Origin of the sequence: uncultured Treponema sp., assembly GCF_946187725.1 — a bacterium.
Classification (GTDB): domain Bacteria; phylum Spirochaetota; class Spirochaetia; order Treponematales; family Treponemataceae; genus Treponema_D.
In genome coordinates this window covers 41163-67245 of sequence record NZ_CAMHSK010000001.1, presented here as the reverse complement: position 1 = coordinate 67245, position 26083 = coordinate 41163, and the positions used below count along the sequence as shown (strand labels likewise).

Sequence of the window (26083 nt, the reverse complement as noted above, 5' to 3'; positions counted from 1 at the left end):
TTCCACTTTCGTTCCATTCCTACGCTTCGCTTCGGAACGCCTTCGGCGGTGCTACAATCCAGCGCGTGAAATTATTTGTTATGAGCATTCAACTCTTCGGCAAGCCAATCCGTCCATTCTTTGACACCCTCGCCGGTTTTTGCGCTAATCGGGAAGATTTTTACATCTTTGTTGAGCTTTGTTACATATTCCCGCACTTTCGACATGTCAAAATCAAAATACGGCATGACATCAATTTTGTTGATAATCAGAGCATCAACCTTGCTGAACATGAGCGGATATTTGAGCGGCTTGTCATGACCTTCCGGCACCGAAAGAATCATCACATTCTTTGCAGACCCAGTATCAAATTCTGCCGGGCAAATCAAATTTCCGACATTTTCAAGCACGACCAAATCAAGTCCGTCATAGCCAAGTTCATTCAATCCCTGCTCGGTCATTGCCGCATCCAAGTGGCACATTCCGCCCGTGTGCAGCTGAATCGATTTTACGCCCGCATTTGCCATCGTCTCGGCATCGACGCTCGAATCAATGTCCGCTTCCATAATTCCGATTTTGATTTTGTCTTTGAGAGCCTCAACGGTTCGGAGCAAAGTGGTAGTTTTTCCGCTCCCCGGCGATGACATAAGATTCATCAAAAAAGTTTTCTTAGATTTGAGCTTCTGCCGTAAAATCTCGGCTTCCTTGTCGTTGTCAGCAAGGATATTTTCCTTCACTTCAATCACGCGAACTGTATCCATAATCGACCGCCTTAGAAAAATACAGAGAGTTTTAAGAAATGATAGCACCACTATCAAATTTGTGTCCTATTATATCACATTGCACAGAAAAGAAAAGAGGGCGTTTTACCGTTGATTGCGCTAACTTTTTTCTATATAATAAAGGTTCTATTGAATAAAATTCGAGGAATATCATGCCAAAAATTGAAGTAAACGAAAAACTTTTTTTTAATCTTCTTGGGAAAAAATATGACTACGACACGCTTGAGAAAAAGCTTGTCTGCGGAAAGGCCGAGCTTGACGAAAAGCCTGACATGTCAATGAGCGAAGATGAACGCGTCATCAAAATCGAACTTAACGATACAAACCGCCCTGATTTGTGGTCAACCGGCGGCGTTACTCGTCAGCTCCGCTTGCACGAAGGCGCAAAACGCTCTGACTACTCTTCATTCATCTCTCGCAAGGGAGCAATCAAAGACTGTGGCAATCGCACAATCACTGTCGAAGAGGGCCTCAAAGATGTCCGACCGTTCATGGTCAGTTTCGTAATTTCTGGCAAACCAATCGACGATCCGATGCTCAAAGACATCATCCAGACTCAGGAAAAGCTCTGCTGGAACTTCGGCCGCAAACGAAAGTCAATTTCAATGGGCGTTTACCGCATGAGCGAAATCAAATGGCCATGCCACTACAAGGCTGTTGATCCGGACAAAACTTCATTCGTTCCGCTCGCTTGTGATTCCCCGATGACTTGCCGCCAGATTCTCACTGAGCATCCAAAAGGAAAGGATTTTGGCTGGATTCTCGAGGGCCTCAAAAAATTCCCGCTCCTTACAGACGATAAAGACGAAGTTCTTTCAATGGCACCAATCATCAACTCGGCGACTTTGGGAGCCGTTCAGGTTGGTGACAAAGATTTGATGGTTGAGCTTACTGGCGACAACATGGAGAACTTGATTCTCGCCGCAAATATCGTTGCATGTGACTTCCACGATGCAGGATACGAAATTCTTCCGGTTAAAGTCGTTCATCCTTACGAAACAGGCTTTGGCAAAGAAATCACTGTTCCGTTCTACTTCCAGAAAGAAGCAAAGGCAACCCTGGCCGCAATCAACAAAAAGCTGGGCAGTGACCTCACAAAAGAGCAGGTTCTCGACGCGCTCAGCCGAATGGACAACGATGTTGTTGCAAAAGACATTCCTGTAAGCGAAAAGACAGCAAAATATTGCGCAGCAAACAAGAGCGACGTTGAATTCACAGTTCAGCCGGCTCCATACCGCAACGACTTCCTCCACGAAGTTGACGTTATCGAAGACGTAATGATTGGCATGAGTCTCGACTACTTCAAGCCACAGAAACCAAACGACTTCACAATCGGCAAACTTTCTGATGTCACATTGTTCAGCCGAAAGACAAAAGAAATCATGGTCGGCTTGGGCTATCAGGAGATGATTTTCAACTATCTCGGCTCAAAACGAGATTATATCGACCGCATGAACATTTCTGCTGACAAAGTAATCGAGATTTTGAACCCGATGAGCGAGAACTATCAGTTCGTTCGCCCGTCAATCATCGCTTCATTGCTCCGTGCAGAAAGTGCCGCTGCAAACGCAATCTTCCCGCACAAGATTTTTGAGATTGGTAAAGTTGCATTCCTTGACGAAAGCGAGAACACAGGCACAAAAACAATCCAGTCACTCGGATTCATGACTGCAGCAAACAACGCAAACTTCAACGACTTGGCTTCTGAAGTCGCCTCTATCCTTTACTTCCTCGATCACAAATATGAGGTCAAAGAAGCAAACGACCCGCGCTTTATCCCAGGCCGTCAGGCAGCAATCATCGTCAAAGGCAAGCAGGTCGGAATCTTCGGTGAAATCCACCCGCAGGTTCTCGAAAACTGGCAGATCGCAGTTCCATGTGTCGCCGGTGAAATTGATATAGAGGAATTAATGTAAATACGCCTTCGCAGCGTAGCTGCTCGGAGACTCGCTAAAAACTCACCTCGTGAGTTTTTACGGCTTCGCCGTCGCTCCCTGCGTTAGGGATTGTAGCCCCGAAGTAGCCGTAGGCTATGAGCGTTAGCGAAGGGCGGAAAGCCCGACCTGCCGAAAGGCAGGTAACGCCCAAAGTCTTCAGGCTCATTCAGAACCACAACAAAAATCCCAACCTTTCAAAAGATGAAACCAAAAGTATACGACAATAAACCCTTAAAAACATTCAATCCACTCGTTGCGTACGCGGGCGTTCTGTTTGGACCGCCTAGTTTCATCACAAATTTTAAATGTTTTGCCACGATTCTTAAAGAATTTTTCTTTCTCCAGTATTTTGAAAAATTCCATATTCTGCACATTCCGGTTGTTCATGTTGACCATCCGCTCGACCAAAAGATTCCGTTTACGCCTTCAAAAGTTTCCGTTTATCTCGACTTTATCAATATGTGGGTTCGCCCGCTGGCAATGCTTGTAAAAAAATTCGGATTCTGGCACGCATCTGTTCTTACAAAAAAGTGGATGTTACGATTCAGAAAACTTTATCAGTGCTGCGGAAAAATTTATCACTTCCGACTTACGACCACAAACCGCCCGAACTACAAAGAAATGCGTGAATTCCGCCAGATTCACGCCCTTGATCCTCATTTCCTGTGCGTTCCAAGTCTTCATGTTTCAACGGTCTTTCTTGCATGGGGTTTCTATCGAAAGATTTTTTCTGAAGAGGCCTTCACCGAAATCGAAAAAACGTTCTGGGAAAAAGAATTATACAATTGCGCTCTCGAAATCACGGAAACTGTTCTGTATGTCAAACAGCATTCGGTAAACTGCATTCCTGCGGCTATTTATCTTGCCACGGCGAATTTCCCGGAACTTGTTAGCACTGAAGATGCCAGAAAATTCATCTCAGGCATGTTCGCTTCACCAGAAGGCTTCTCAAATGAAGATGCAAAACTGATTCGAAATCATATACTTTCAACTTACGAAAACTATTTTGCTGAAGGGGCGAAATCTGAAAACTGGTACGACCCTATCTGGAATTTCCTTTTAACCTACAAATCAACTGCAATTTGACAGTTACGATTTTCTCTGCTATTCTATTAGAATAAACAAAACAACATTGTTTAAAAGTATGAATCTCCGCACTCAACGGAGCTTCTTTATCATCATATCTATATTGGAAGAAAGCCATGCAGTTTTTTGATACTCACGCCCATATCGGGCTCATTTATGAGGACCCGATTGAACAGTTACGCGTTATTCAGCAGGCAAAACAGGCCGGCGTTACGCGTATCGTAAGCATTAATAACAGTCTTCATGATTTCAAGAAAGTCTACCCAAATATCAAATCTATGCCTGGAGTGTATCACGCTGTTGGCGTTGCTCCTGTCGAAGTAATGAATCCTGGGAAAGACTGGATTAAAACAATTGAAGAAGGTCTCAAACTGCCGAATGTAATTGCTGTCGGTGAATGTGGTCTCGACTATTACAAGCAGTTCGGTGACAAGCGAATGCAGACTGAGCTTTTTATCACTCAGCTTGAAATCGCTAAAAAATACGACAAGCCGGTAATCATTCATAGCCGTGAAGCCGGAAAAGATGTTTTCGACATCCTTAAAGAGCGAATTCCGCCGGCTGGAGCAATTTTGCACTGCTACGGTGAAGATGCCGCTTATGCAAAAAAATGTCTCGAAGCAGGCCTTAATGTTTATTTCTCATTCGCTGGAAATTTGACTTACCGCAATGCAAGAAATCTGCATGAAACAGTCCTTAATATTCCGACTGACCGAATGCTGATTGAAACAGAAAGTCCGTTCATGGTTCCGGCAGAATTCCGGGAACGAAAGCGTGCAATGCCGGCATATTTGCCTTCAACAGCCCGCTTCCTTTCAGAAATGCTCGAAATCGATCTTGAGGAATTGAGCAAGATTCTGTGGACTAACAGCTGCAAGATTTTCCGTTTACCAGAGTAATTGGGATTTTCTTTCAGAAAATTCTCTCTTTGCTTTTACCCCGCATCCGTGCGGGGCATTTTTTGAGAAGTTCTATTTATGTCGCTATATCACCCTGTTCAAATCGGCAATCTTTCTCTTCCAGGCAATCTGTTTCTTGCCCCTGTGGCGGGATATTCTGACCGTGCGTTCCGTTCTATATGTGCGGAATGTGGAGCAGATTTTGCATACACAGAAATGGTCAGTTCAGAAGCTCTTACACGCAACAACGAAAAAACTGAAACCCTGATGCGTCGTGCTCCAAATGAATCGGCTTATGCCGTACAGATTTTCGGCGGAAATCCAGAAACAATGGCTCAGGCTGCACGAATCGTTCTGGAAAAAACCAGCTGTGAGTGCATCGACATTAACGGTGGATGCCCTGTTCCAAAAATCATTAAATCAAATGCGGGCAGTGCACTCACTCGTGATCCGGAGCATCTTTTCAAAATCGTAAGTGCCGTTGTCGAATCTGTAAAAAACTATGACGGAAAGCGCCTGAACCGTGCGAACGAAATTGTTCCATATAATACGCAAGTTCCTGTAACTGTGAAATTCCGTCTTGGTTGGGATTCCGAAAGCATTACATGGAAAGAATGTGCAGAAGCCGCAATCAAAGCTGGTGCAAGCGCAGTTACAATGCATGGTCGGACACGCGCCCAGGGATACGAGGGAAAATCTGACTGGAATGCACTGGCAGAACTTGTCAAATTTGTCGCAGAATTATGCGCTGATTCACAAAAAATTCCTGTCTTTGGAAGCGGGGATGCTTTCACTCCTGAAGATGCAAAACGAATGCTCGAAGAAACCGGCGTTGATGCAGTAATGTTTGCCCGTGGAGCGATGGGAAATCCATTTTTATTCACAAAAACTCATGAATTTCTCACGAATGGCACAATAACTGAGCTTCCAGTCGAAAAGAGAATTCAGGCAGGATTCCGGGAACTTGATTTGCTCATTCAGGATTTAGGCGAACTTTCCGCATGCCGCGAAGCAAGAAAAAGATTCTGCGCATACTCAAAAGGTCTGGAAGGCGGTGCCGCACTGCGTAAAGAAATCGTCTCAGCAGAGAGTGCTGCCGATTACAGAGCAATTTTTTCTCAATATTTATAATAAAATCCTCAAAATTTGGATATAAGTAATAGCAGTTTTTGCCGATAATATACTGATAGACTGTGTATGTTTGACACGAACTCTTATTGTGTGATATATTTCTAAGAATTATCTAGAAATAAATTTTTAGCCGAATTATTGGAGTTACAATTGGCAAGAACAAGACATTATAAAAAGATTGAAAAGAATTTGGTCTCGTCTTTTTTGCACGGCTTGCAGCATCTTTGCAATGGCATCGGCAAAATCTTTGTTAAAATTTTCCGGGTATGTGACAGCAAACTCACAATCATGATTGTTCCCCACTCTCAGAGCAAAGTTATCAACTTCCGTACAAATGTCTTCGCACTTGCATTCGGAATCGTACTTGTAGCAGGAATTGTTTCATCTTTCATCTATTTTAAAAAGCAGGATTCCGGCATCCGTGAAGAACTTGCGCGCTCAATGAAAGAAAACCGAGAACTTCTTGCAAGCTTCGATGAGCTCCGCGATGAAAACAACAATGTCCTTCAAACAGCAAAACGATTCCGCTCATCTCTTTCACAGACACTTTCTCTTCTGGGAATCAACCAGTCTAACACAGTGGCAAAAGCAGCCATGTCTGACAGCGATTTAAATTCACTTTTTGATACACAAGACACAGTTGCAGGCTCTACAAAAGAAGCCTCTGATATGCGCCAGCTTTCTTCTTATTTAGAGAGTGCAATTCAGCCAATCGAGCAGATTGGTAAAATGCTCGAAAGTCAGGAAACACTTTTCGCAGACATTCCAAACATTTGGCCAGTTCGAGGCGGCATTGGTCATGTTTCGCAGCCTTTCGGTCAGACAACTCACCCAATCACAGGCAACTGGTACATTCACAAAGGATTGGATATTTCAACATGGAGAAGCGGTGACCCAATTCTTGCAACAGCAAACGGTCAGGTTGTAACAGTAGCTTACGATTCAGGCTTCGGAAATTATGTAATCATCAAACACAAGCACGGAATTTACACCCGATACTGTCACATGGCTTCAACACGAGTCAAAAAAGGACAGTTTGTATCACAGCGAGATGTAATCGGCTATATCGGAAGCACAGGTATTTCAACAGGCCCGCACTTGCATTATGAAGTTCACATCGGTTCAGATGTTGTAGACCCAGCAAAATATGTAAACATTAAGGTCGCCAAATAAACAAATATGGCTTTTTTAGCAGACGATATTTCAATTAATACAATCATCGGTCTTGGCTCGGCAGTTTCTGGAGATGTCCATGCGAACGGTTTTATACGCGTGGACGGAGATATCGACGGAAATCTCGAATCCACCGGTAATATCATCGTCGGCGATAAAGCCCGTATAAACGGAAGCATCACTGCACTTTCTATCGTAATCGGCGGAATCGTTTTAGGTGACATTTACGCACCAAATGGAATCAAGTTGCTTTCATCGTCTGCAGTCATCGGCAATATCACAACCAAAAATCTTGAAATCGAAGAGAATGTAATCTTCCACGGTCATTGTATCGCACTCAAAAATGACGAAGAATTCACGGCAGCAGAAGAGCGTTTCTCAAATGAAATCGGCATCCGAAGCCATGCCGTCAACAAGGCACATTGATGGCTGAAATATCATCAGTAAATTCGCAGCTCAATTCACAGTCACTTTATTTTGCGGCGACCCAGGCAGCTTCACAGCAAATGGCACAGCAGGCAAAAAAAACTGAGAAAAAAGAAAAATCGGCCTTTGCCATGAGCCTGAGTCATAATCAGGAAAAAGCACAGCTCATGTCAGAAGGGCTTCCTGTAGAACTTGCGGGAATGAGTCAGGAAGAAGCAATTGTTTTTCTGAAAGACGAGATGGACATGGCTGGCGATGAGCTAAAAGCCCGTCAGAGTCTTGAAGCGATGGAAAAATATCGCAAAAGAGTCAGCCAGTTCATGAAATTCGTTGTAAAAAACAATTTTGAGTTCATCAGAAAAAAACGCTTCGGCAGAAACAGAAAAGGAAAACCAATAGATCCTTTCTGTCAGATTCAGATTATTGACCAGAAGCTGAACCAGCTGGCAAACGAAATGCTGATTCTTCATGGAGCAAATCTGAATCTTCTTGCAAAAGTAGAAGAAATTAACGGTCTAATCATAGATTTGATGGCGGGGTAACACAATGAGTGATATTTTTGAACAAGATATAAGTGAAAGCGAAGAAGACATTTCAAAACTTGAAGACGCAGATTTTAAAGCCTACGAAGCTGAAGAAGACGAACATTTTGTTTATCCGAAGATTTTATATCTCGCACGACTAGAATATTCAAGCGAGGGCGTTTATGTCACCGTTCCAGAAAAATTTGAAGAATTAAAAGGCGGTGACAGAATCATCATACCGACCCGCTATGGAAAAGACATGGCTCTTGTTTTGGGACGTACCAAAAATCCGGTCGGCTTAAAATCAAGTGACATCGTAAAAGTCGAACGAAAAGCCAACGACGAAGATATCAAAAAATTCAATGAATTTTCTGCAAAAGAAGAAGAAGCTTTCAAAACTTTCAAGGAAAAAGTTGCGGAACACGGACTTGATATGAAGCTCGTAGCAGTCCATTTTCTGCTTGAAGAATCAAAAGCACTCTTTTTCTTCTCAAGCGAGAACCGTGTTGATTTCCGCGAACTCGTCAAGGATTTGGTCAGCGTATTCAAAATGAGAATTGAATTGCGCCAGATTGGCGTGCGCGACGAAAGCCGTATTACTGGAGGTTTGGGCGTTTGCGGAAGACCATATTGCTGTCATTCAGTACGCGACAAATTGCCTCCGGTTTCAATTAAAATGGCAAAAGAACAGAATCTTTCGCTTAATTCAACAAAAATTTCCGGTCAGTGCGGGCGTTTGCTCTGCTGCCTTAGCTACGAATACAACTGGTACGCTGAAGCACGAAAGAAACTCCCAAATGAAGGCCTGCATATTTTCTATGACGGCTCAAATTTCCGAATTACCGATGTAAATCCAATCAAGCAGATTGTGAGAATGTTGAGCGAAGACGGAAGACTGCTTGAAATTCCAGCAAGCAGATTCATAAAAGACGGGGGTAAGTGGCTGATAAAATAAACTCAACTTATAACAACGACAAGTTCATCTGATTTGGCAGTAAATTCGCTTTTATCAAAGCCACCAAAATAGTCAAATTTTGTAAAACCTGCACTGCTTGCATACTGCTCGATTTGATTTTTATTGAGCGGCAAGATTTCGGCATTTTCGGTAACGCAAATTCGCTTTCCATTGCCGGTTTCAAGTTCCTGTTGCAAGACTTTTTTTCCGTCATTTCTGGTCTGAATGCTTGAAAAGAGCCTGACACGGATGCTTTGGCGAACAGGTAATTTTACAGTCGAATCAAAGTTGTACTTTTCAAAATTTGGCAGTGAGATGATTAGCTTGCCCTTTGGAGCGAGAAGTTGCTTGCAATCATAAAAAAGCTTTGCCATAAGCGAAGTGTCGCGGGTAAAGATGATTCTGCCGTTAAGGATAGAAATTATATTGTAGAACCCCTTGCCCAAAAATCTGCACATTTCCAAGCTGGACATCTGGAAAAAGCGGAGTGCCATTAGCTGAGTGCGACGCTTACGGTTTGCGGATTCGAGAAGAGAAGGAATTGTTTCAAGACCTGTTACATCAGCTTCACCTTTTGCAAGAAAATGTTCAAAAGTACCGGCACCACAACTAATGCCCAGGTATTTGACAGGCAAAGCGAAGTCTTTTGTTTCTTCGGCATAGAACTTTTTTAATTCATCGTTCGTAGGGAACAACTCATCATAATATTCTGCAATATTTTCAAGTAATTCCATGATTTAATGATAAGCCTGAAATCTTCAAAATGCAAGCAAAAGTCGAGGTTCAAAACTTTTCTTGTCATTCACGCAAATTAGGGCGATAATATTATAAAGGTCAACTTGTTTATTTTTTGCGGCGACCATCAAAATAGGATTTAATAATGATAGAAACAGATTTCAAGGAAATTCTAGAGAAAATTTCCACACCAATTATGGTTCTTACTTCAGGTAACAAAAAGAATGTAGAAAATTTTTCGACAGATTACACTGTCTGCTTTGAGAATGAAAGTTTCATAAGTACATACGGTGACCTCATAAAAATAGGACTCACCGCAGCTGAATGTGAAGAAAAACTCACAAAAGGAATAGATTGGATTGCACTTGCAATCGACAGCATTGAATCAGGTGAAGAAAGAGAAAACACTTTCTTTTCACAGATTCGCTCAACATGGCTTCGTGTTCACATCAACTCAACACAGAGCGGTTACCTTATAATCGCAGTTGTAAACATTGATAAAGACAAAGACCGCGAGCAGCAGCTTTTGCGTCAGAATTTAAGATTTGCGGCCCTCACGGACGAACTTTCGGCATCACGCGAAGACCTTAAAAAGCAGCTCGAACGCATTAATTTCCTGAACGAACAGCTTGAATTTACGGCTTATCACGATGCCATGACAGGCCTTTCCAATCGACAGAAATTCAAGATGGATTTCGAAAAATGGAACAAAGAATGTAAGGCAAATGAAGAAAAATTCGGTCTGATTCTGCTCGATCTGGACAACATGAAACTCATAAACGATGCACAGGGGCATTCGGAAGGCGACGATTTAATCTGTCACGCCGCAGAAATTCTCAAACGCTTCAAAAAGGAATTTTTCAAAGTCTACCGTTACGGCGGCGATGAATTCATCGTCATGATGAAGAAAATCAACTCGCAGGACACAATTCTGAATGCGGGCGACATGCTTCTTGAAGTAATGAACGAAGAAGGCATTGATTTTTCGGGCGGAATTGCGATTTACCCTGATGACGGCGACAATTACGATGATTTGCTCAAATACGCTGACATGGCAATGTACGAAGCAAAACGCAAAGGTAAGAACGATTTGAGCTTCTTCCAGTCAGTCATGCGCGAAAGATTCATGGAAAAAGTCTCTATCCAAAGCAAGTTAAATCAGGCGGTTTCAGAAGAGCTTTTCCAGCTTTACTACCAGCCGCAATTTGATGTCGCGACAAACAAACTTCGTGGATTTGAGGCACTTCTGCGCTGGTACGATGAAGATACTGGCTGGATAAACCCGGAACAGTTCATCCCAATCGCCGAAGAAACAAAACTCGTTATCCCGCTTGGTGACTGGATTCTGGAAACAGCAATTTCTACGCTCAAAGACTGGATTCAAAAGTACAATTTTGACGGCATTATGAGCGTAAATGTATCGCCGATTCAGCTCAAAAAACCGACATTCATTTTTGATTTAATGCAGCTCATCAAAAAGTATGATATCCCGACCGCAAATCTTGAAATTGAGATTACAGAAGGCGTTTTCATCGACAACAAGAGCGAAGTCATCATGCTGCTTCATCAAATCCGTGATATGGGAATCGGTCTTTCGCTCGATGACTTTGGAACCGGCTATTCAAGTCTCAGCTATTTGCAGATGCTCCCGATTACCACGCTCAAAATCGACAAATCTTTCATCGCTAACATCACTGACCGAGGCGGCGTTGAGGCAAACATTACCGACTCAATCATCTCTATGGTTACAAAAATGGGACTGGACACAATTGCAGAAGGAGTTGAACGCACAGAACAGCTCGATGTTTTGAAACAAATCAACTGTAAAAATATTCAGGGATTCTTGAAGGGAAAGCCAATGCCCAAAGAAATGTGCGAAAAAATCCTCAACGGTAATTACGATTTGGCCGACCATTTATAATTGGGGGCTACCGTGCTTCGCACGGTCGGGTGTTACGCATTTCCGCTTAACGCTCCATTGCCTTCGGCAACGCTTCGCGATGCTCCATACCCTAGCCCTTTTGAACGGAGGAATTTTTTATGAAAAAAATCATTAATCAGCGTAATCTGTGTAAGCTGTGTTTTTTCTTTCTTCTGACTTTTGACGCGAATGCCCAGGACAGCGAAAAATTACTCCGTTTCAAATACAAAACCGGCGACAACTATCGTGTGCTTTCAACGGTCAATGAAACCGTCAAAGTAAACGGCAGATTGAACCATGTCGCAGAAATCGTAAACCGCGTTTCAGCACACATCACTGATGTCGATGAAAATGGACGCGGATTAAACGAAGCGACTTTTATGACGACAGAAAATTCAACATCAACAAGTGCAAAAGGCACGCTCACTTACGGCAATGAATACGAGAGCAAATACTGGCGAGATGCGAAAGGCGTCTACGAAATCGGAAAGCAGTATTTTATGCCTGTTGTCCGTGATGTCCCATGCCTGCCAGAAAAAGCCGTAAAACCAGGTGATACATGGACTGCAAACGGTCATGAAGCTCACGATTTGAGACGCTCTTTTGCAAATGAAGAACCTTACATTGTGCCCTTTACTGCGACCTATAAATATATTCGCGATGAGCAGGGTGTTTCATCAGATTCAAAACACGAAAAAAAGACATTTCAGGTTCTTTCTGTAAAATACACGATGTCATTCGAAAGTCCAATTCCTGAAAACGCATGGTCTCTCGATGATTTTCCTGTCACCACGATGGGTTTTTCTAATCAGACACTCTGGTGGGACAATGAAAAAGGACAGATTGACCATTATACCGAAGATTTTAGAATCGTAATGGAAACCTATCTCGGCAATCAGTATGATTTCACAGGAAGGGCACACGCTGAAGTAACAGACTTTGAACGAAGCGCAACCGATGAAAATCTCTCCGTCGTGCTTGAAAAAGTGAAGGTTCTTGAGCTTGAAGATGTTTCCGTCACAAAAAGCGAAAAAGGCCTTACAATTGCACTCGAAAACATTCAGTTTAAGCCGAATTCTGCAGTTCTTATGGATTCAGAAAAAGCTAAACTCAAAAAGATTGCTAAAATCATTGAAGATTTCCCGAACGACCTTCTGATTTCAGGCCACACAGCCCTTTCCGGCACACCTGAAAGCTGTCAGGTTCTAAGTGAAGAGCGGGCAGATTCTGTTGCGCAATATCTGATTAAAACCGGCGTTCGTGACAAATATCACATCTTCACACAGGGATTCGGTTCACGCGTTCCACTCGCCTCAAATTCCACCCCTGAAGGAATGGCCAAAAACCGTCGCGTTGAAATCACGATTCTCGATAAATAATTTCTCAAAAATTTCGATTTTTTTCCTTCAAGATTGCCGAAATGTGATTTTCTTTTGCTATATATAGTCAGAGGAAAAAATGGAAAAAAATGAAAAGATTTCTTTTGACGGCGAAGGTGTTTCCGAAGGCACTGAACTTTTTGATGCAGACAATGCGGTAAAAGCAGCGCAAAACGGCTTTCATGTGAGCTATCTGTTTCCATGGCAAAGAATTGTTATCGCAAATATTCTTGATGGAGAAGCAGCCCTCAAAGCAGACAAAGAATTTTCGGAAAATCATGACGATGATGATTTGTATCGCGGGAGGCAGATTGTGCTGCTTCCGACCGGTGCCGGTAAGTCAATGTGCTTTCTGGTGCCGGCTCTGCTTCTTGAAGGGGCAAGCCTTGTAATTTATCCGCTTCTGGCCTTAATGAGCGATCAAAAACGACGCATGGAAGACGCAGGAATAAAGTGCGTTGTTTTTAAGGGCGGCCAAACAAAAGAAGAGCGTGAGGAAAATTTCAAAAGCCTTGAAGATAAGGAAAATCCGGCACGCGTGATTATCGCTAATCCCGAAGTCCTGAGCGGCGAAAATCTGCTTAACCGGCTGTCAAAAATCAAAATTTCTCATATCGCAATTGATGAGGCTCACTGTGTCTCAGAATGGGGAGATTCTTTCAGACCGTCATACCTGGAACTTGGCCGAATCATAAAAACGCTTGGCTGCAAGCTGATTACCGCATTCACTGCAACAGCAAGCAAACCCGTTCTTGACCGAATCGGTGAAATCCTTTTTGACGGGAATTATCATCTCGTTCAAGGAGCAAGCGACAGGGCAAACATTCACTACGAAGTAAAATATGCCTACGCGAAGAAAAAAGCCGCCCTGGAAGCCGCACTCACAATGAAAAAACCGCTGATAATTTTTTGCGGAACCCGAAGACGCACCGAAGAAATGGCTCATCTGTGCTCGGCATATTTTGGACTAGATAAAATCCGATTTTATCATGCAGGGCTTTCAAAAGAAGAAAAAATTGCCGTTGAAGAGTGGTTTTTCAATTCAAAAGACGGAATTTTAGCGGCGACTTGTGCGTACGGAATGGGCGTGGACAAGTCAGATATTGCAAGCGTGGTTCATTTAGATGCCCCTGAACATCTGGAGAATTTTGTTCAGGAAGCTGGACGGGCAGGACGAAACGGCGATAATGTCAATTCTCTTTTGATTTGGAATCATGCAGATGAAATCAGATGGCGGCAGGCAAGTGAAGGAAGCCGGGAGCGGGCTTTGGGTGACTTCGCACTGAGCAAAACTTGCCGCCGACAGATGATTTTGGACTATCTTGGCGGCGAACAGGCTGTATGTTCTGGGTGCGACATTTGCGACGCAGCACAGAAAGGCACAAAAATCGACTACAAAGCATGGGATGCGGAACTTGCATTCAATTTTATCAGAAAAAACCGGCGGCTCTATACAAGGGAAGAAACCGTCAAAGAACTTACAGAAATCTGCAATCGTAAGAAACTGGGGATTTTTGGAATCAATGTGTGGGAAGCAAAAGACATATCTGAAATTCTGGCTCAACTCTTCTCGGAACAGCGGATAAGAATCTGCGGAACCTTCTGGAAAGGCCGGCTAGACATAATAAAGTCACAAAAGAAGCAAAAATCCCTCTATTCTCTTATTCCTCATCGCCACCTGCATCGTCTCCACCGCCTTCGGCAGCATTTTCTGCGGGTGCAGGAGCTGGTGCAACAAATGTTTTCTTAGGCTTGCCAGCTTTAGGCTTTTTTCGGTATCGCACGACATAAGCGCAAAAATCCATAAAGAGGAACATAATCACGGCTGTAACAATCACGCGCTTGTCAGAGAGAACTGCTTTTATAACTGGAACGAAATCATTAGTACTCATCATATAATCGATTATCGGCAAAAAAAGCAGGATTCTTGCTAAAGTCTTCGGAAAAAGTGTAAAATCACTCACCAATGGACAGTCTGATTGTAAATCAAAAAGAATACAAAATCACTCAGGAAGACCGCCAGAAATGCTTTATCGAGGACAAAGAAAATTCCCGGATTCTGTTCATCTTCGATCATGCGACATGGGGGCAAATTCAGCCTGTTGAATCAGCCTATGTATGCGGTTCGTTTAATTCGTGGCAGGAAAATGAAGATTTCAAAATGCACTACTCACCAGAGCTTAACCTTCATTACCTTGCAGTTGATTTTTCAAAAGTCAGCATAATCGGAAATTCGGGCTACCCGGAATACAAATTCTGCATAAATCATGAATTCATCTGGTTGCAGGGCATCAACTTTATCCCGCCGGGCTACGCTTTTTTCAGCAGCGACAGAAATCTCGTCATAGTCCATGAAGGTGAAGATTTAAGCGAAGTCATAAAAGAAAGCAATATCGGTGAGACAATAAAATCACTTTCCGATTTTGACTTGAACACTCGCGAAGGTCAGGAAGAAATCTCAAATTTCAGGCTCGTTCCCGGCACAAAAAAACTTTTCCGGTGCTTTCATCCATTTTACTCAACAGGCGGAAGAAGCAACCGTTATGAGACAGAAAAAACACGAATCGAACTGGTTCAAAAACTTTGTGAAGAAGAAGGCATAAAGTCCGACATTAACCTTACTGACGACTACACCATTTATGCAGGCGAAGACATTCACTGGTATGACGGTACAAGCGGCAAGGTAACTATTCCTGATTTTTATCAGAAAATGCTCGATTCAAACAGCGTATGCAATGTAATGTCGGCCTCTGAAGTCGTTCCATACTACGATTATGTTTACACAAAACCGCGTGGTGAGCTTTTCGGTGAATGGGTTCAGAATGTCGTGTATTTTATAATCGATGATGCACACGAAGCCCCGTTTTCGATTCATTGTGCGATTGGTACGGACAGAACCGGCGTTTTCAGTGCATTGCTAGGCGGACTTTGTGGCGCAACTTGGAACGAAGTCGCAGAAGATTATCAAAAAACAAACCGGATGGGCATAAACGAGTACCGCTCAAAGGCACTTCTGGCTCAGGCATTTCAAAATCTGCTCCAAACCGAAGATGTCTCAAAAATCCCAGATTTTCAAAAAGCTTTGTGGGATTATTTCACGACCACTCCCCTTCACGGAAAACCAATTCTCACCGAAGAAGAGATTCGTAAGATAATTTTAAAACTAGATTGAGAAATTATCGTCTTTATGCTACATTTTCTGCATGGTAGGAATTGTAGATTACAACGCGGGCAACATCAAAAGTGTAGAGCGCGCACTGGCTTTCTTGAAGGCTGATTATGTTCTTTCAAAGAATCCATGCGATTTGGAAAAATGTGACAGACTGATTTTTCCTGGCGTAGGTGAAGCAAAATACGCTATGGAACAGTTAAAGCTCACTGGTTTCGACACCTTCTTAAAAGACTGGGCACAGGCAGGCAAACCTCTTGTAGGAATCTGTCTTGGTTCTCAGATTATTTTTGAACATTCCGAAGAAGGCGATGTTGACTGTCTGGGCCTTCTCAAGGGCACAATCCGCCATTTTGACAGCGTATGGAAAGAAAATTCCCATTCACTCAAAGTGCCTCACATGGGCTGGAATAATCTTGAATATGTAAACGGCTCTACCCCGCTTTTAGACGGAGTTGACCCAAAATCAGATTTTTATTTCGTACACTCATACCTCATTCAGCCGAGCGATGAAAGCATTGTAAAAGCTTATGCCGACTACGGCTGCAAAGTTCCTGCCTGTGTAAGCCAGGGAAGCATCACCGCATTCCAGTTCCACCCAGAAAAGAGCGGAAGAGCAGGCCTGAAGATTTTGGAGAATTACATCGGGGGCGTGAAATGCTAAAAAAACGAATCATTGTCTGTCTGGATGTTAAGGACGGACGAACTACTAAAGGCGTTAAATTTCAGAATAATGTTGATATCGGCGACCCGGTTGAAATGGCAAAAAAGTATTATGAGCAGGGCGTTGACGAGCTTGTTTTTTATGACATCATGGCAAGCGCACGCGGACGAGGCCCGATTCTCGACCTGATTTCACGCGTAGCAGAACAGGTTTTCATTCCATTCTGTGTTGGTGGCGGAATCGGCTCAATCGAAGACATTCGCTCAACAATTCTTGCAGGTGCCGAAAAAATCAGCCTGAACTCTCAGGCGGTCAAAAATCCCGACCTCATTCGTGAAGGCGCAAGAGTCTTCGGAAACCAGTGCATTGTTCTTGGAATGGATGCCGCAAAAGACAGCGAAATGCCGAGCGGCTACCGTGTTTACATCAACGGCGGACGCGTAAAAACCGACCTTGACGCTCTCGAATGGGCAAAAAAAGCCGTTTCGCTCGGTGCTGGTGAAATCGTTCTCAATTCAATTGATGCGGACGGTGTTCGGCAAGGATACGAGCTTAATGTCACCCGCATGATTGCCGAAAATGTGAGCGTTCCTGTAATCGCTTCGGGTGGCGGCGGCACTCCACAGCATCTGGCCGATGTCCTTACAAACGGCAAAGCTGATGCCGCTCTAATCGCGAGTATGGTTCACTCAATGGGTTATACCGTTGACGGAATCAAGCGTGATTTGTCAAATCTCGGTGTACCGGTAAGATTATAAAAACCCATAAAAAAAGAGGTGTCCAGAAAGCCATGTGCATTCCGAACACCTCTTTTATTTTTAAAGAAATTCCTTAGTTCAACTGAAATTCTTCCATTGCCTGTGTTTCATCCATTCCCGCAGCAAGTTTCGGGATTGAAATCAGCACACTGTCAGTCTTCAGCGGAATCTTGAAGGTATAGACCTTATCAATTTTGCCGTCAAATGACTGAACCTTTACTTTCAGTGTTTGCCCTTTGATGACGAACTTGTCGCGGTCACCTTTCATGAATTCCGACGGTTTGCTGTTGTTAACCGTTACAGTCATGCCTTTAATTGCATTGTATGAGCCGTCTTCTGCAGCATGATTGTCAATCAAAACCGTGTGGCTTCTTCCTGAAACAAACATGATTATAGCAAGAAGAATATAAATCACAATGATGACGCTTCTTACAACAAGCGAGCGTTTTTTACTGTTAGAAATCAACTGCAAATTCATTATGCGTTTCCTCCTGCCGCAGCCTGTCTGAGTGATTCACGGGCTTTTTCGGCCTTTCTGTGCGTTCTCCATGCGTGGATTATCAATGCGAAAGCGATTGCACCATAGCCGATGAACTGTCTGAAATATTCACCGATATTAGCGTTTCCGAAAAGATTCTGTCCGGCTCTTGGAACGACAATGTACATCAAATGAAGAAGAACAACGCCTGCAAAACAGTTTTTGATGCTCGCTTTTGAAGCCGAAGCACCGCCGACCAAAATTGCCGCAGCAGCAAAAAATCCGGTCTGGTCATGCGCATTATAAGTCTGCATGTTTCCCATGTTCTGCAAGAAGATAATTTGTCCAATACAGGCAAATGCAGTTGAAATTACGATTGAAATGATTCGTGTGCGTTCAACCGGAATTCCAGCAGAATTTGATACAGCCTGATTCTGACCGACAGCCCTCATATCCTGACCAAGCTTTGTCTTTCTGAACCAGATGATGATAAAGCAAAGCCCGATGATAACAAGATAGCTTGACATCGGGACAGAAAGTGAGCCGATTTTGAGCATGAGAATGTTATCAAGACTCTGACGAACAGGATCAAGGTTCAGCGTGTTTCTGACTCCATAACCGCGTGAAAGAGCGATTGCCTTGTTGTGAAGCGGAATAAGTGAACCGAAGAGATAGAGAACGATGAACTGATAGATTCCGTTAAAGAAGAATCCGATGATGTAACTTGTGACCATCTCGCGGCCTCGTGCCTTGTTCAAAATGTTGCCCGCAATGCAGCCAAGAAGAATCGAAATTGGAAGACCGACGAGAGCAGCAAAGATAAGTCCCTGCATGCCTGCAATTCCCCAGTCCATTGCGAAAATAAGTCCAATCTGACCGGCCATTGCACCCAAGACCATACCGAAGTTGATTCCCATACCCGCCATGATTGGAAGAATCAGCGAGAATACAAGGAATGCGTTTCGGGCGATTCGGTTCAAAAGTTCCTGAACAATAAACTGACCTGAATACTGCGACAACGGAATTGATACGATTGTGAGTGCAAGGAAAATCTCCGCAACCAGATAATCAGCCATCGCACTTTTTAATTCTTTTGGTTTAAGTGATTTTATTGAGTTCATCGTGTTGCTCCTGTTTTTCGAGTCAAAGCATAAAGAATCATGCCGTTTGAAAGAACGATACGAATTACTTCCGACATATCAGTTTGCAATACGCTGTTGATAACCGAAGGCGTGAGTGTAAGAATTCCCTGGAAAAGAATTGTTCCGATTATGACATTTGCGATTGAGACTTTGTTGATTGAAGCACCGCCAATGAGGACAGCCGCAACAGCAGGGAAAGCCATGTAAAGAGGAGCCTGATAAAGCTGGATAAATCCGTAACTCTGCTGATACATGAGGATTCCGATTGCACCAGTTACTGTTGAAACGATTACGCTGATTGTCCTCATCTTGTTGATGTTGATACCGCTTGAACGGGCATAATCCGGGTTTGATCCAACCGCCGTGATTGCAGTTCCAGTTTTGCTTCGCATGAAGAGCCACATGAGGAAGCTGCAGAGTGCACAGAACAAAATCATACCAGTCGGGAACTCAAAATCACCAATTTTAATCATAAGGAAATTGCTGAACTGCTTGACCCAATAACCGTCAAGAGTGATTGTTGTTCGCAAACCTTTTCCTTCATAGCCCCAAACCATGTTCACGCTCGTATAAGGCAGAATAAGCCACATGATTGACATGAACATGACGGCCGCAAATCCGACATAAAGAGCAATTGTCATTTCTTCGCCACGAACGCGGTTCAAAAGAAGACTGTAAAGCCAGCCGAAAAGAACACCGAACGGCACAGAAATAGCGATTGCGCCAAAAATACCTGCCCAGCCAGTCAGGCCAAACTGCATCGCAAGAGTTGAGCCTAAAAGACCACTGATTACGCCAAGTGAAAGACCAAAATTCAAGCCAGCTCCAGAAAGAATCATCGGCACCATAGCAAGTGTCAGAAGTTCATTCTGGCCAAATCGGTTGCAGATATCCTTGAGGGTTGCCGACATTGAAACGCCCACGAAAGGAGCGGCAATAAAAAGCACCAAAAGAAATCCTGCAATAATGAGACGCGGCAGACCGAATTCACGCAGGCTTTCACGAATTTTTTCGCGTTTTGAATCATTTATTTGAATCATTTTCTGCTCCTTCTGTAATGCCCGACATCAGCAGGGCAAATTTTTCAGGTGCTTCACGCGGCGAAAGGACACCTGCAATCTTTCCGCCTGTGACAATCGCAACACGGTCACAAACAGAACGAAGTTCTTCAAGTTCGCTTGAAACCATTACGATTGTCGTTCCCATCTGCCTGTTGTACCTTCTGAGCGTATCAAGAACGATAGCCTTCGCTCCGACATCAATTCCACGAGTCGGCTCCGAAACAAAAAGAAGCCTTGGATTGAGGGAGAATGCCTTGGCGAGACAAACTTTCTGCTGATTACCGCCCGAAAGTTCCTTTGCCTTTTGCTTTGCACCAGTACACTTTATCGCAAGCATTTCAATGTAGCGTTCTGCATTCTTTTTCATTGCCTTTTCATCACGCAATTTGAAAAGTCCGCCCAAATAAGGCTTTAAATACTCACCGTTGACCTGCATTGCCGAAAAACAAATGTTCCAGTCAAGGCTTTCGTCAAGCAAAAGACCAACACCGCGCCTATCCTCAGAAACGAAAGCAAGGCCTTTTTTAAGCACGGCAGCGGCATCATTGAGAGGAACTTCAGCGTCCTCAAAAACGACTTTTCCACCAGCTGCAGAAAGTCCCATGATTCCGTTTGGAATTCCAAGCTTTCCCTGACCCGCAAGACCGCCGATTCCAAAAATCTCGCCCTTTCTGACCTTAAAATTTACATCGCGTACGGTTTCACCGGGCATATCGACCCACAAATGCTCAACCGAAAGCACATAATCTTCAGGAAGCGTAGTTTTTTCAGCGGCATTAAGTTCTGCCTGTTTTTTCAGATGCTCTGCGGTTACTGTACGACCGACCATTGAAGCCGCAATATCAGAAACATTTGTCTCAGAAGTTGCAATGTCACGGATAGTTTTTCCGTCACGTAGCGTTACAACGCGGTCACAAATCTTCATGATTTCGTGCAGTCGGTGTGAAATAAAGATGACTGCAATTCCCGAAGCGGCAAGTTCTTTAATCGCCTTCAAGAGAATGTCTGCTTCTGATTCGGTTAAGACGGCTGTCGGTTCATCAAAAACAAGAATCCGAACATTGTCTCTGTCAATCTCGCGCGCAATTTCTGTGAACTGCTTGTGTCCGACCGGCATTTCAGAAACCTTCATTGACGGATCAATTTCAACACCGAGACGATTAATTGCCTTTTCGGCACGCTTTTTCATTGAAACATGGTCAAGAACGCTCATTCGCTGACCAAAAATGTCAACCATCGGATTATTCTTTGTAAGTTCGCGGTTGAGCATGATGTTTTCTGTGGTAGTGAAGCCCGGAATAAGAGAGAATTCCTGATGAACCATACCGATTCCAGCATCAAGTGCATCAAATGGACTTGAAAATTGAACTTCTTTTCCTTCGAGCTGAATGCTTCCGCCATAACCGCCAGTCGAAGCGATTACAGGCATTCCAAATAAAATGCTCATCAAAGTGGTCTTGCCCGCACCGTTTTCTCCGACAAGACCCAAAATTTCGCCTGAATGCAGATCAAATGAAACATCTTCCAAAACGACTGTGCCTGCAAAATCTTTTGTTACGCTCTTCAAACGCAACAATGGAGTTTCTTCTTTCATTGTAAAATAAGAATTGGTGGCCGAATCTGCTAAAGCCACCAATAAAAAAGAGAAGTCATTCGCAACGCCAGAGGCAAATGCACAGACTCAATGACTATTTATTAAAATCGATTATTTTGTGAACTTAATCTTGAAGTATTTCTCTGGAACCTCAAGTTCTGTTGTCTTGAGGAAGCCCTGTCCAAGAATGTATGTGTCCATGTAGATAAGAATCTGATTCTTTGCACGAACGCCTGTGCTCTGATCAATGTAGTAACCACCGTTCCAGTTAGCCTCTGGAGTGAACTCTCCGAGAGCCTTGAACAAATCAGCGCTTGAATCTTTGCTTGCAGTTCCTTCAATAACTCGTTTTGCAAATTCACCCAAACCAGCACTTACAGAGAAACCGTAGCTGAATGCCCAGGTTCCGAATTTGCCAGCACCACCGTGCTCACTAACAACCTGCTCAACTTTTCTGAGGATTTTTGGGAAATCACCAGCTTCTTCAGTCAAGTCAATTCCGAATGCTCCAGGATAACCCATGAGTGGAGAAGGCAAATCAGCCTCAACAAAGAATCCGCCGTACTGTGAGAGCTGTTTCAAAAGTGGCTCTGTGTGTGCGTCGTTTGTACAGAAGAATGCAGTATCTTTTCCGTATTTTTCAACCCACTGAGGAACTTTCTCAAGGATGAACTGCTGTGCACCAGCAACACCGACATCGCTTGTTGGATCAGGAGCAGTCTCGAAAACGAACTGAATTCCCAAATCTGCACAAGCCTGTTCCATGATGTTTCGGCGCAAGCCCAAAGATTCATAAGACATGTGGCGTGGGAAAGAAATGTGAACGAAAGTCTTTGCACCAAGCTGTTTTGCAGCCCAAACGATTGTGTAACCGCGAGACATGAAATCTGCGCTTACAGCCAAATCTGCTGACTTCTGGATAACAAGTGGATCTTCATGTGGCTCACCAGTAAAGCAAAGAATGTCCGGGTGAGCTTCTTTGATTCGGCGGAAAGCTTCTGCTGTTCCAGGAACACCCTGGTTTACAACAACGGCCTTCATTTTTGGGTCATCTGCAAGTGCAACAATCTGAGAAATTGTTGTTTCCTGCTGAGACATGAAATCATCCGGGTAAGTGATGTGCTGAATCATGCCACCGTCTTTTACGGCACCGTAGCGGCGGATAAGCTCTTCTGCACCACGCAAGTCATCCTCTGACTGCGAAACTGTTCCTGTTACGACTCCGATGTGGAAATCGCTTTCTGCTTTTGTATCAGCTGCTTTTTTATTACAGCCAATCAAAACGAGAGATGCAGCACAAACAAGGGCTGCAAGTTTTGTAACTTTTTTCATCAAGATGCTCCTGACTTTATGAATTCGCTACGGAAATATTAAAATTTTCGTAACAAAAAATTATATCACATTGTTAAAAAGCATTTCAATAATTATGAATAACAGAAAGAATCTTTTTCCGACATTTTAGGATTTTTCCGTATTCGCTTTAAGTCATCAAATATCGTGCACGCATCGGCATACTTCTTAACATGAAACCGAAAATCTGTTACTATATATAGAAAATAGGAAGAATTATGACTATCTCACAAATATTGAACGAATCACGCAAAATCGTTATCAAAATAGGCTCAAACACACTCGCAAAAGAAGACGGAACTCAAAACACCGAATTCATGCATTCTTTTGCCCGTCAGTGCAAAAATCTCATCTCTAAGGGCAAACAAATTGTCGTTGTCTCTTCTGGAGCGCAGGTTTCCGGGGTTTCAACGATTTCAGGCTGGTCTCATAAAAAGGACATCCATTATAAACAGGCACTCGCTTCAATCGGACAGGTTGAGCTAATGAGCCAGTGGCGCAAGGCTTTTGCGGAACAGGATTTGCACATCGGTCAGCTTTTGCTCACAAAAGACGATTTTGAAGACAATCACCGCTCGCTCAATATCCGCAACACGCTTTTTACTTTGATTGACGAAGGCGTAGTTCCAATCATTAATGAAAATGACTCTGTTGCAATCGAAGAATTCACAATCGGTGACAACGACAACCTTTCGGCTCTCACAGCCATTTTGTGGAGCGCGGATTTACTCATACTGTTCAGCGACATCGAAGGAATCTTCACGGACAATCCAAAAACAAATCCAAACGCAGAACTCATCGAATCCGTAAAATCAATTTCTGAGCTCCGCAAAAAAATCACAATCGGTGAAACAAACGCATTCGGCACAGGCGGAATCGAAACCAAAATTCAGGCCGCAACCAAAACCACAAGCTATGGAATCCCGATGATTCTGGCAAACGGCGGAATCGAAAATGTTCTGGACAAACTTGTGGACGGAAGTGCCCGCGGAACGCTCTTTTTGGCTGACTAAAAATCCCGGAACAAACCGGCAAATGCAATAAGTTTTCTATATTTTGGAGTAGATTATGACAATATCTTGTATTGGAACTGGTGCAATGGGCGGTGCAATTATGCGCGCTGTCTGCAAGAAATTTGATGTAAAACAAATCAAAGTAACAGATAAAAATGCCGAAGCAGGTAAAAAATTTGCCGCTGAAAACGGCTGTACTTTCGTCAAAACAAACAAAGACGCTCTCAAAGCAAAATTCATTTTCCTGGCAGTTAAGCCTCAGTTTTTGGGCGATGTTTTTGATGAAATAAAAGAAGAAATCGGTGCTGAGTCCGTAATCATTTCAATGGCTGCAGGCGTTAAAATCGAAAAGCTTCAGTCATTCGCTCCAAAGGCACGCTTCGTACGAATGATGCCGAATGTCTGTGCGCAAATTGGCGAAGCAATGACCGCAATCACCTGCAATGACGACATAACAGAACAGGAACTTTCTTATGTAAAAGACATTTTGAGCGCGGCAGGCAAAGTTGAAGAAGTTCCCGAAAAGCTCATGGACTGTGTTACTGCTGTAAGCGGTTCAGGACCGGCTTTCGTGTTCATGTTCATTGAGGCACTCGCTGATGCCGCCGTACGCTGCGGAATGCCACGCGCCCAGGCCTACACTTACGCAGCCCAGACAGTCTACGGTTCAGCGGGAATGGTCTTGCAGTCAGGTACACACCCGGCAGTCCTCAAAGACATGGTTTGCTCTCCGGCCGGCACAACGATTGAAGGAGTCGCCGCATTGGAAAAAAACAATTTCCGTAATGCAGTGATTGAAGCCGTAACTGCCGCAAACAGCCGTTCAATTGCACTTGGAAAATAAAAGCCGCACAGCCTTGTAGCACCTGCGAAGCAGTTCCGAAGCAGAGCGAAGGAATGAGGGTGACCGAAGTGCGAAAAGGCGTCAGACAGTTAATTTTGCGCCATAAATGGACTTTTTTGAATTAAATGCCTTTTTGAATCTTTCTCAAACGCTTCATTTTGCCCACACGGCCGAAAAAGTGAACCTTAGTCCGTCCGCATTGAGCCGATTGATTTCGCGCCTCGAAGATGAGACAGGCACAGTCCTTCTCGAACGCAACAACCGCGAAGTAAAACTAACGCCGCAAGGTGCCGATTTTGCCCGTTTTGCCAAAAAATGCCTCGAAGAGCAGGAAGACATCTTCAATTCATTCAAATCGTCCGGTGACGAAGTTTCGGGCTCGCTCCATGTCTACGCTTCGGTCACGGCCTGCTATTCAATCATGCCGCCGTTTTTAAAAGAACTTTCCGAAAAATACCCAAAAGTTCACCTCGAAATAGAAACCGGTGACCCAGCCGGTGCCGTGAATGCTGTCAAGGAAGGCCGTGCTGAACTTGCCGTAGCCGCCATTCCAGAAAGCGGACTTTCAGGCTTCGACACAATTCCTGTCCGCCGAACGCCTCTCGTCTTTGCGGCAAACATCGGCGGTGCGTATGAAAATGCCGCCGGAAGCCCGCAGGATATCGTTTCTTCAGTACCGCTGATTTTACCAAAAACCGGCCTTGCCCGCGAACGATTTGACACCTGGATTGAAAGCCGCAATGTAAAGCCCATGATAGCCGCCGAAACCGAAGGCAACGAAGCCATCATGGCATTGGTTCAGCTTGGAATTGGAATCGGCTTAATTCCGCACATCGTACTCACAAACGGCCCGTACAACCAAGGCTTCACCTGTCTTTCCGCAGGCAACGCGCTAGGCTACTACGAAGTCGGCTTCATCCAAAAGAAAGAAATTTCCGGCAGCGAATCCCTCAAACGAATCCGCCGGGCAGTGAACGAGATATTGGACAAAATGCGGTAGGGGAAAATATACAAAGCAAAAAAAACGCTCACGATTCAGCAAATCACTGAAAAGTGAGCGTTTTTGTTTTTGCGGTAGGGATG

26 protein-coding genes are annotated in these 26083 nt (G+C 43.9%); 17 read left to right on the top strand and 9 right to left on the bottom strand.

Going from position 1 to position 26083, the window contains the following annotated elements; genetic code table 11:
* Nucleotides 1-71 precede the first annotated feature (71 nt).
* On the bottom strand, nt 72-740 hold the full coding sequence (gene hypB / locus Q0Q74_RS00315; RefSeq protein WP_294427423.1) for a hydrogenase nickel incorporation protein HypB: 669 nt from the start codon (nt 738-740) through the stop codon (nt 72-74).
* A gap of 173 nt (nt 741-913) precedes the next feature.
* Between hypB and pheT the strand changes: the two genes are divergently transcribed.
* Entirely contained in the window at nt 914-2677 is a 1764-nt protein-coding gene (pheT, locus tag Q0Q74_RS00310) for a phenylalanine--tRNA ligase subunit beta (RefSeq protein WP_294427422.1), read from the top strand.
* Between the two features lie 34 nt (nt 2678-2711).
* Here pheT and Q0Q74_RS00305 read toward each other — a convergent pair whose 3' ends face one another.
* Entirely contained in the window at nt 2712-2864 is a 153-nt protein-coding gene (locus Q0Q74_RS00305) for a hypothetical protein (RefSeq protein WP_294427421.1), read from the bottom strand.
* Between the two features lie 35 nt (nt 2865-2899).
* On the opposite strand from Q0Q74_RS00305, the gene Q0Q74_RS00300 reads away from it, so the two are divergent.
* The 7 genes from Q0Q74_RS00300 to Q0Q74_RS00270 all read left to right on the top strand — a co-directional run bounded on the left by Q0Q74_RS00300 (nt 2900) and on the right by Q0Q74_RS00270 (nt 8892).
* Nucleotides 2900-3784, top strand: a complete 885-nt coding sequence (locus Q0Q74_RS00300; protein ID WP_294427420.1) for a hypothetical protein — start codon at nt 2900-2902, stop codon at nt 3782-3784.
* A 116-nt stretch (nt 3785-3900) separates the two neighbouring features.
* Nucleotides 3901-4683: a TatD family hydrolase gene (locus Q0Q74_RS00295; protein ID WP_294427419.1), complete on the top strand. Its 783-nt coding sequence runs from the start codon at nt 3901-3903 to the stop codon at nt 4681-4683.
* A gap of 78 nt (nt 4684-4761) precedes the next feature.
* A complete protein-coding gene (gene dusB, locus Q0Q74_RS00290) occupies nt 4762-5814 on the top strand; it encodes a tRNA dihydrouridine synthase DusB (protein WP_294427418.1) in 1053 nt (350 codons plus the stop codon).
* Between the two features lie 150 nt (nt 5815-5964).
* Nucleotides 5965-6987: a M23 family metallopeptidase gene (locus tag Q0Q74_RS00285; protein WP_294427417.1), complete on the top strand. Its 1023-nt coding sequence runs from the start codon at nt 5965-5967 to the stop codon at nt 6985-6987.
* Nucleotides 6988-6993: 6 nt separating this feature from the next.
* A complete protein-coding gene (locus tag Q0Q74_RS00280; RefSeq protein WP_294427416.1) occupies nt 6994-7413 on the top strand; it encodes a polymer-forming cytoskeletal protein in 420 nt (139 codons plus the stop codon).
* Nucleotides 7413-7955: a YaaR family protein gene (locus Q0Q74_RS00275; protein ID WP_294427415.1), complete on the top strand. Its 543-nt coding sequence runs from the start codon at nt 7413-7415 to the stop codon at nt 7953-7955. The genes Q0Q74_RS00280 and Q0Q74_RS00275 overlap by 1 nt, the downstream gene beginning before the upstream one ends.
* Before the next feature lie 4 nt (nt 7956-7959).
* Nucleotides 7960-8892, top strand: a complete 933-nt coding sequence (locus Q0Q74_RS00270; RefSeq protein ID WP_294427414.1) for a regulatory iron-sulfur-containing complex subunit RicT — start codon at nt 7960-7962, stop codon at nt 8890-8892.
* Nucleotides 8893-8894: 2 nt separating this feature from the next.
* On the opposite strand, the gene Q0Q74_RS00265 is transcribed toward Q0Q74_RS00270, so the two are convergent.
* Nucleotides 8895-9626, bottom strand: coding sequence for a hypothetical protein (locus tag Q0Q74_RS00265; RefSeq protein WP_294427413.1), 732 nt, complete (start codon nt 9624-9626; stop codon nt 8895-8897).
* A gap of 146 nt (nt 9627-9772) precedes the next feature.
* On the opposite strand from Q0Q74_RS00265, the gene Q0Q74_RS00260 reads away from it, so the two are divergent.
* From Q0Q74_RS00260 to Q0Q74_RS00250, 3 genes are all read left to right on the top strand, one after another.
* Complete coding sequence (locus tag Q0Q74_RS00260) at nt 9773-11548, top strand: bifunctional diguanylate cyclase/phosphodiesterase (protein WP_294427412.1); 1776 nt, start codon at nt 9773-9775, stop codon at nt 11546-11548.
* 119 nt (nt 11549-11667) lie between these two features.
* Nucleotides 11668-12927, top strand: a complete 1260-nt coding sequence (locus Q0Q74_RS00255; RefSeq protein ID WP_294427411.1) for an OmpA family protein — start codon at nt 11668-11670, stop codon at nt 12925-12927.
* 79 nt (nt 12928-13006) lie between these two features.
* Nucleotides 13007-14677 (top strand): RecQ family ATP-dependent DNA helicase, encoded by a 1671-nt coding sequence (locus tag Q0Q74_RS00250; protein ID WP_294427410.1) that lies wholly within the window; start codon nt 13007-13009, stop codon nt 14675-14677.
* Here the strand turns inward: Q0Q74_RS00250 and Q0Q74_RS00245 are convergent.
* Nucleotides 14589-14822, bottom strand: coding sequence for a hypothetical protein (locus tag Q0Q74_RS00245; protein ID WP_294427409.1), 234 nt, complete (start codon nt 14820-14822; stop codon nt 14589-14591). The genes Q0Q74_RS00250 and Q0Q74_RS00245 overlap by 89 nt on opposite strands.
* Nucleotides 14823-14893: 71 nt before the next feature.
* Between Q0Q74_RS00245 and Q0Q74_RS00240 the strand changes: the two genes are divergently transcribed.
* From Q0Q74_RS00240 to hisF, 3 genes are read left to right on the top strand one after another with little or no spacing between them, the layout of a single operon-like run.
* The gene (locus Q0Q74_RS00240; protein WP_294427408.1) at nt 14894-16099 is read left to right on the top strand and encodes a tyrosine-protein phosphatase; all 1206 of its coding nucleotides are present in this window, start codon (nt 14894-14896) and stop codon (nt 16097-16099) included.
* Nucleotides 16100-16130: 31 nt separating this feature from the next.
* Nucleotides 16131-16760 (top strand): imidazole glycerol phosphate synthase subunit HisH, encoded by a 630-nt coding sequence (gene hisH, locus Q0Q74_RS00235; protein WP_294427407.1) that lies wholly within the window; start codon nt 16131-16133, stop codon nt 16758-16760.
* Nucleotides 16754-17518: an imidazole glycerol phosphate synthase subunit HisF gene (hisF, locus tag Q0Q74_RS00230; protein WP_294427406.1), complete on the top strand. Its 765-nt coding sequence runs from the start codon at nt 16754-16756 to the stop codon at nt 17516-17518. The genes hisH and hisF overlap by 7 nt, the downstream gene beginning before the upstream one ends.
* Before the next feature lie 73 nt (nt 17519-17591).
* Here the strand turns inward: hisF and Q0Q74_RS00225 are convergent, their stop codons facing one another.
* From Q0Q74_RS00225 to Q0Q74_RS00205, 5 genes are all read right to left on the bottom strand, one after another.
* On the bottom strand, nt 17592-17996 hold the full coding sequence (locus tag Q0Q74_RS00225; protein ID WP_294427405.1) for a DUF6672 family protein: 405 nt from the start codon (nt 17994-17996) through the stop codon (nt 17592-17594).
* On the bottom strand, nt 17996-19117 hold the full coding sequence (locus tag Q0Q74_RS00220) for an ABC transporter permease (RefSeq protein WP_294427404.1): 1122 nt from the start codon (nt 19115-19117) through the stop codon (nt 17996-17998). The genes Q0Q74_RS00225 and Q0Q74_RS00220 overlap by 1 nt, the downstream gene beginning before the upstream one ends.
* On the bottom strand, nt 19114-20178 hold the full coding sequence (locus Q0Q74_RS00215) for an ABC transporter permease (RefSeq protein ID WP_294427403.1): 1065 nt from the start codon (nt 20176-20178) through the stop codon (nt 19114-19116). The genes Q0Q74_RS00220 and Q0Q74_RS00215 overlap by 4 nt, the downstream gene beginning before the upstream one ends.
* Complete coding sequence (locus Q0Q74_RS00210) at nt 20162-21793, bottom strand: sugar ABC transporter ATP-binding protein (RefSeq protein ID WP_294427402.1); 1632 nt, start codon at nt 21791-21793, stop codon at nt 20162-20164. Before Q0Q74_RS00210 ends, Q0Q74_RS00215 begins: the two co-directional genes overlap by 17 nt.
* Before the next feature lie 111 nt (nt 21794-21904).
* On the bottom strand, nt 21905-23125 hold the full coding sequence (locus Q0Q74_RS00205; RefSeq protein ID WP_294427401.1) for a DUF3798 domain-containing protein: 1221 nt from the start codon (nt 23123-23125) through the stop codon (nt 21905-21907).
* A gap of 236 nt (nt 23126-23361) precedes the next feature.
* Here Q0Q74_RS00205 and proB point away from each other — a divergent pair, with 236 nt between their 5' ends.
* From proB to ilvY, 3 genes are all read left to right on the top strand, one after another.
* Nucleotides 23362-24156, top strand: a complete 795-nt coding sequence (gene proB / locus Q0Q74_RS00200) for a glutamate 5-kinase (protein ID WP_294427400.1) — start codon at nt 23362-23364, stop codon at nt 24154-24156.
* A 55-nt stretch (nt 24157-24211) separates the two neighbouring features.
* Nucleotides 24212-25000, top strand: coding sequence for a pyrroline-5-carboxylate reductase (gene proC, locus Q0Q74_RS00195; RefSeq protein ID WP_294427399.1), 789 nt, complete (start codon nt 24212-24214; stop codon nt 24998-25000).
* Between the two features lie 106 nt (nt 25001-25106).
* On the top strand, nt 25107-26000 hold the full coding sequence (gene ilvY / locus Q0Q74_RS00190; RefSeq protein ID WP_294427398.1) for an HTH-type transcriptional activator IlvY: 894 nt from the start codon (nt 25107-25109) through the stop codon (nt 25998-26000).
* Nucleotides 26001-26083: the final 83 nt, after the last annotated feature.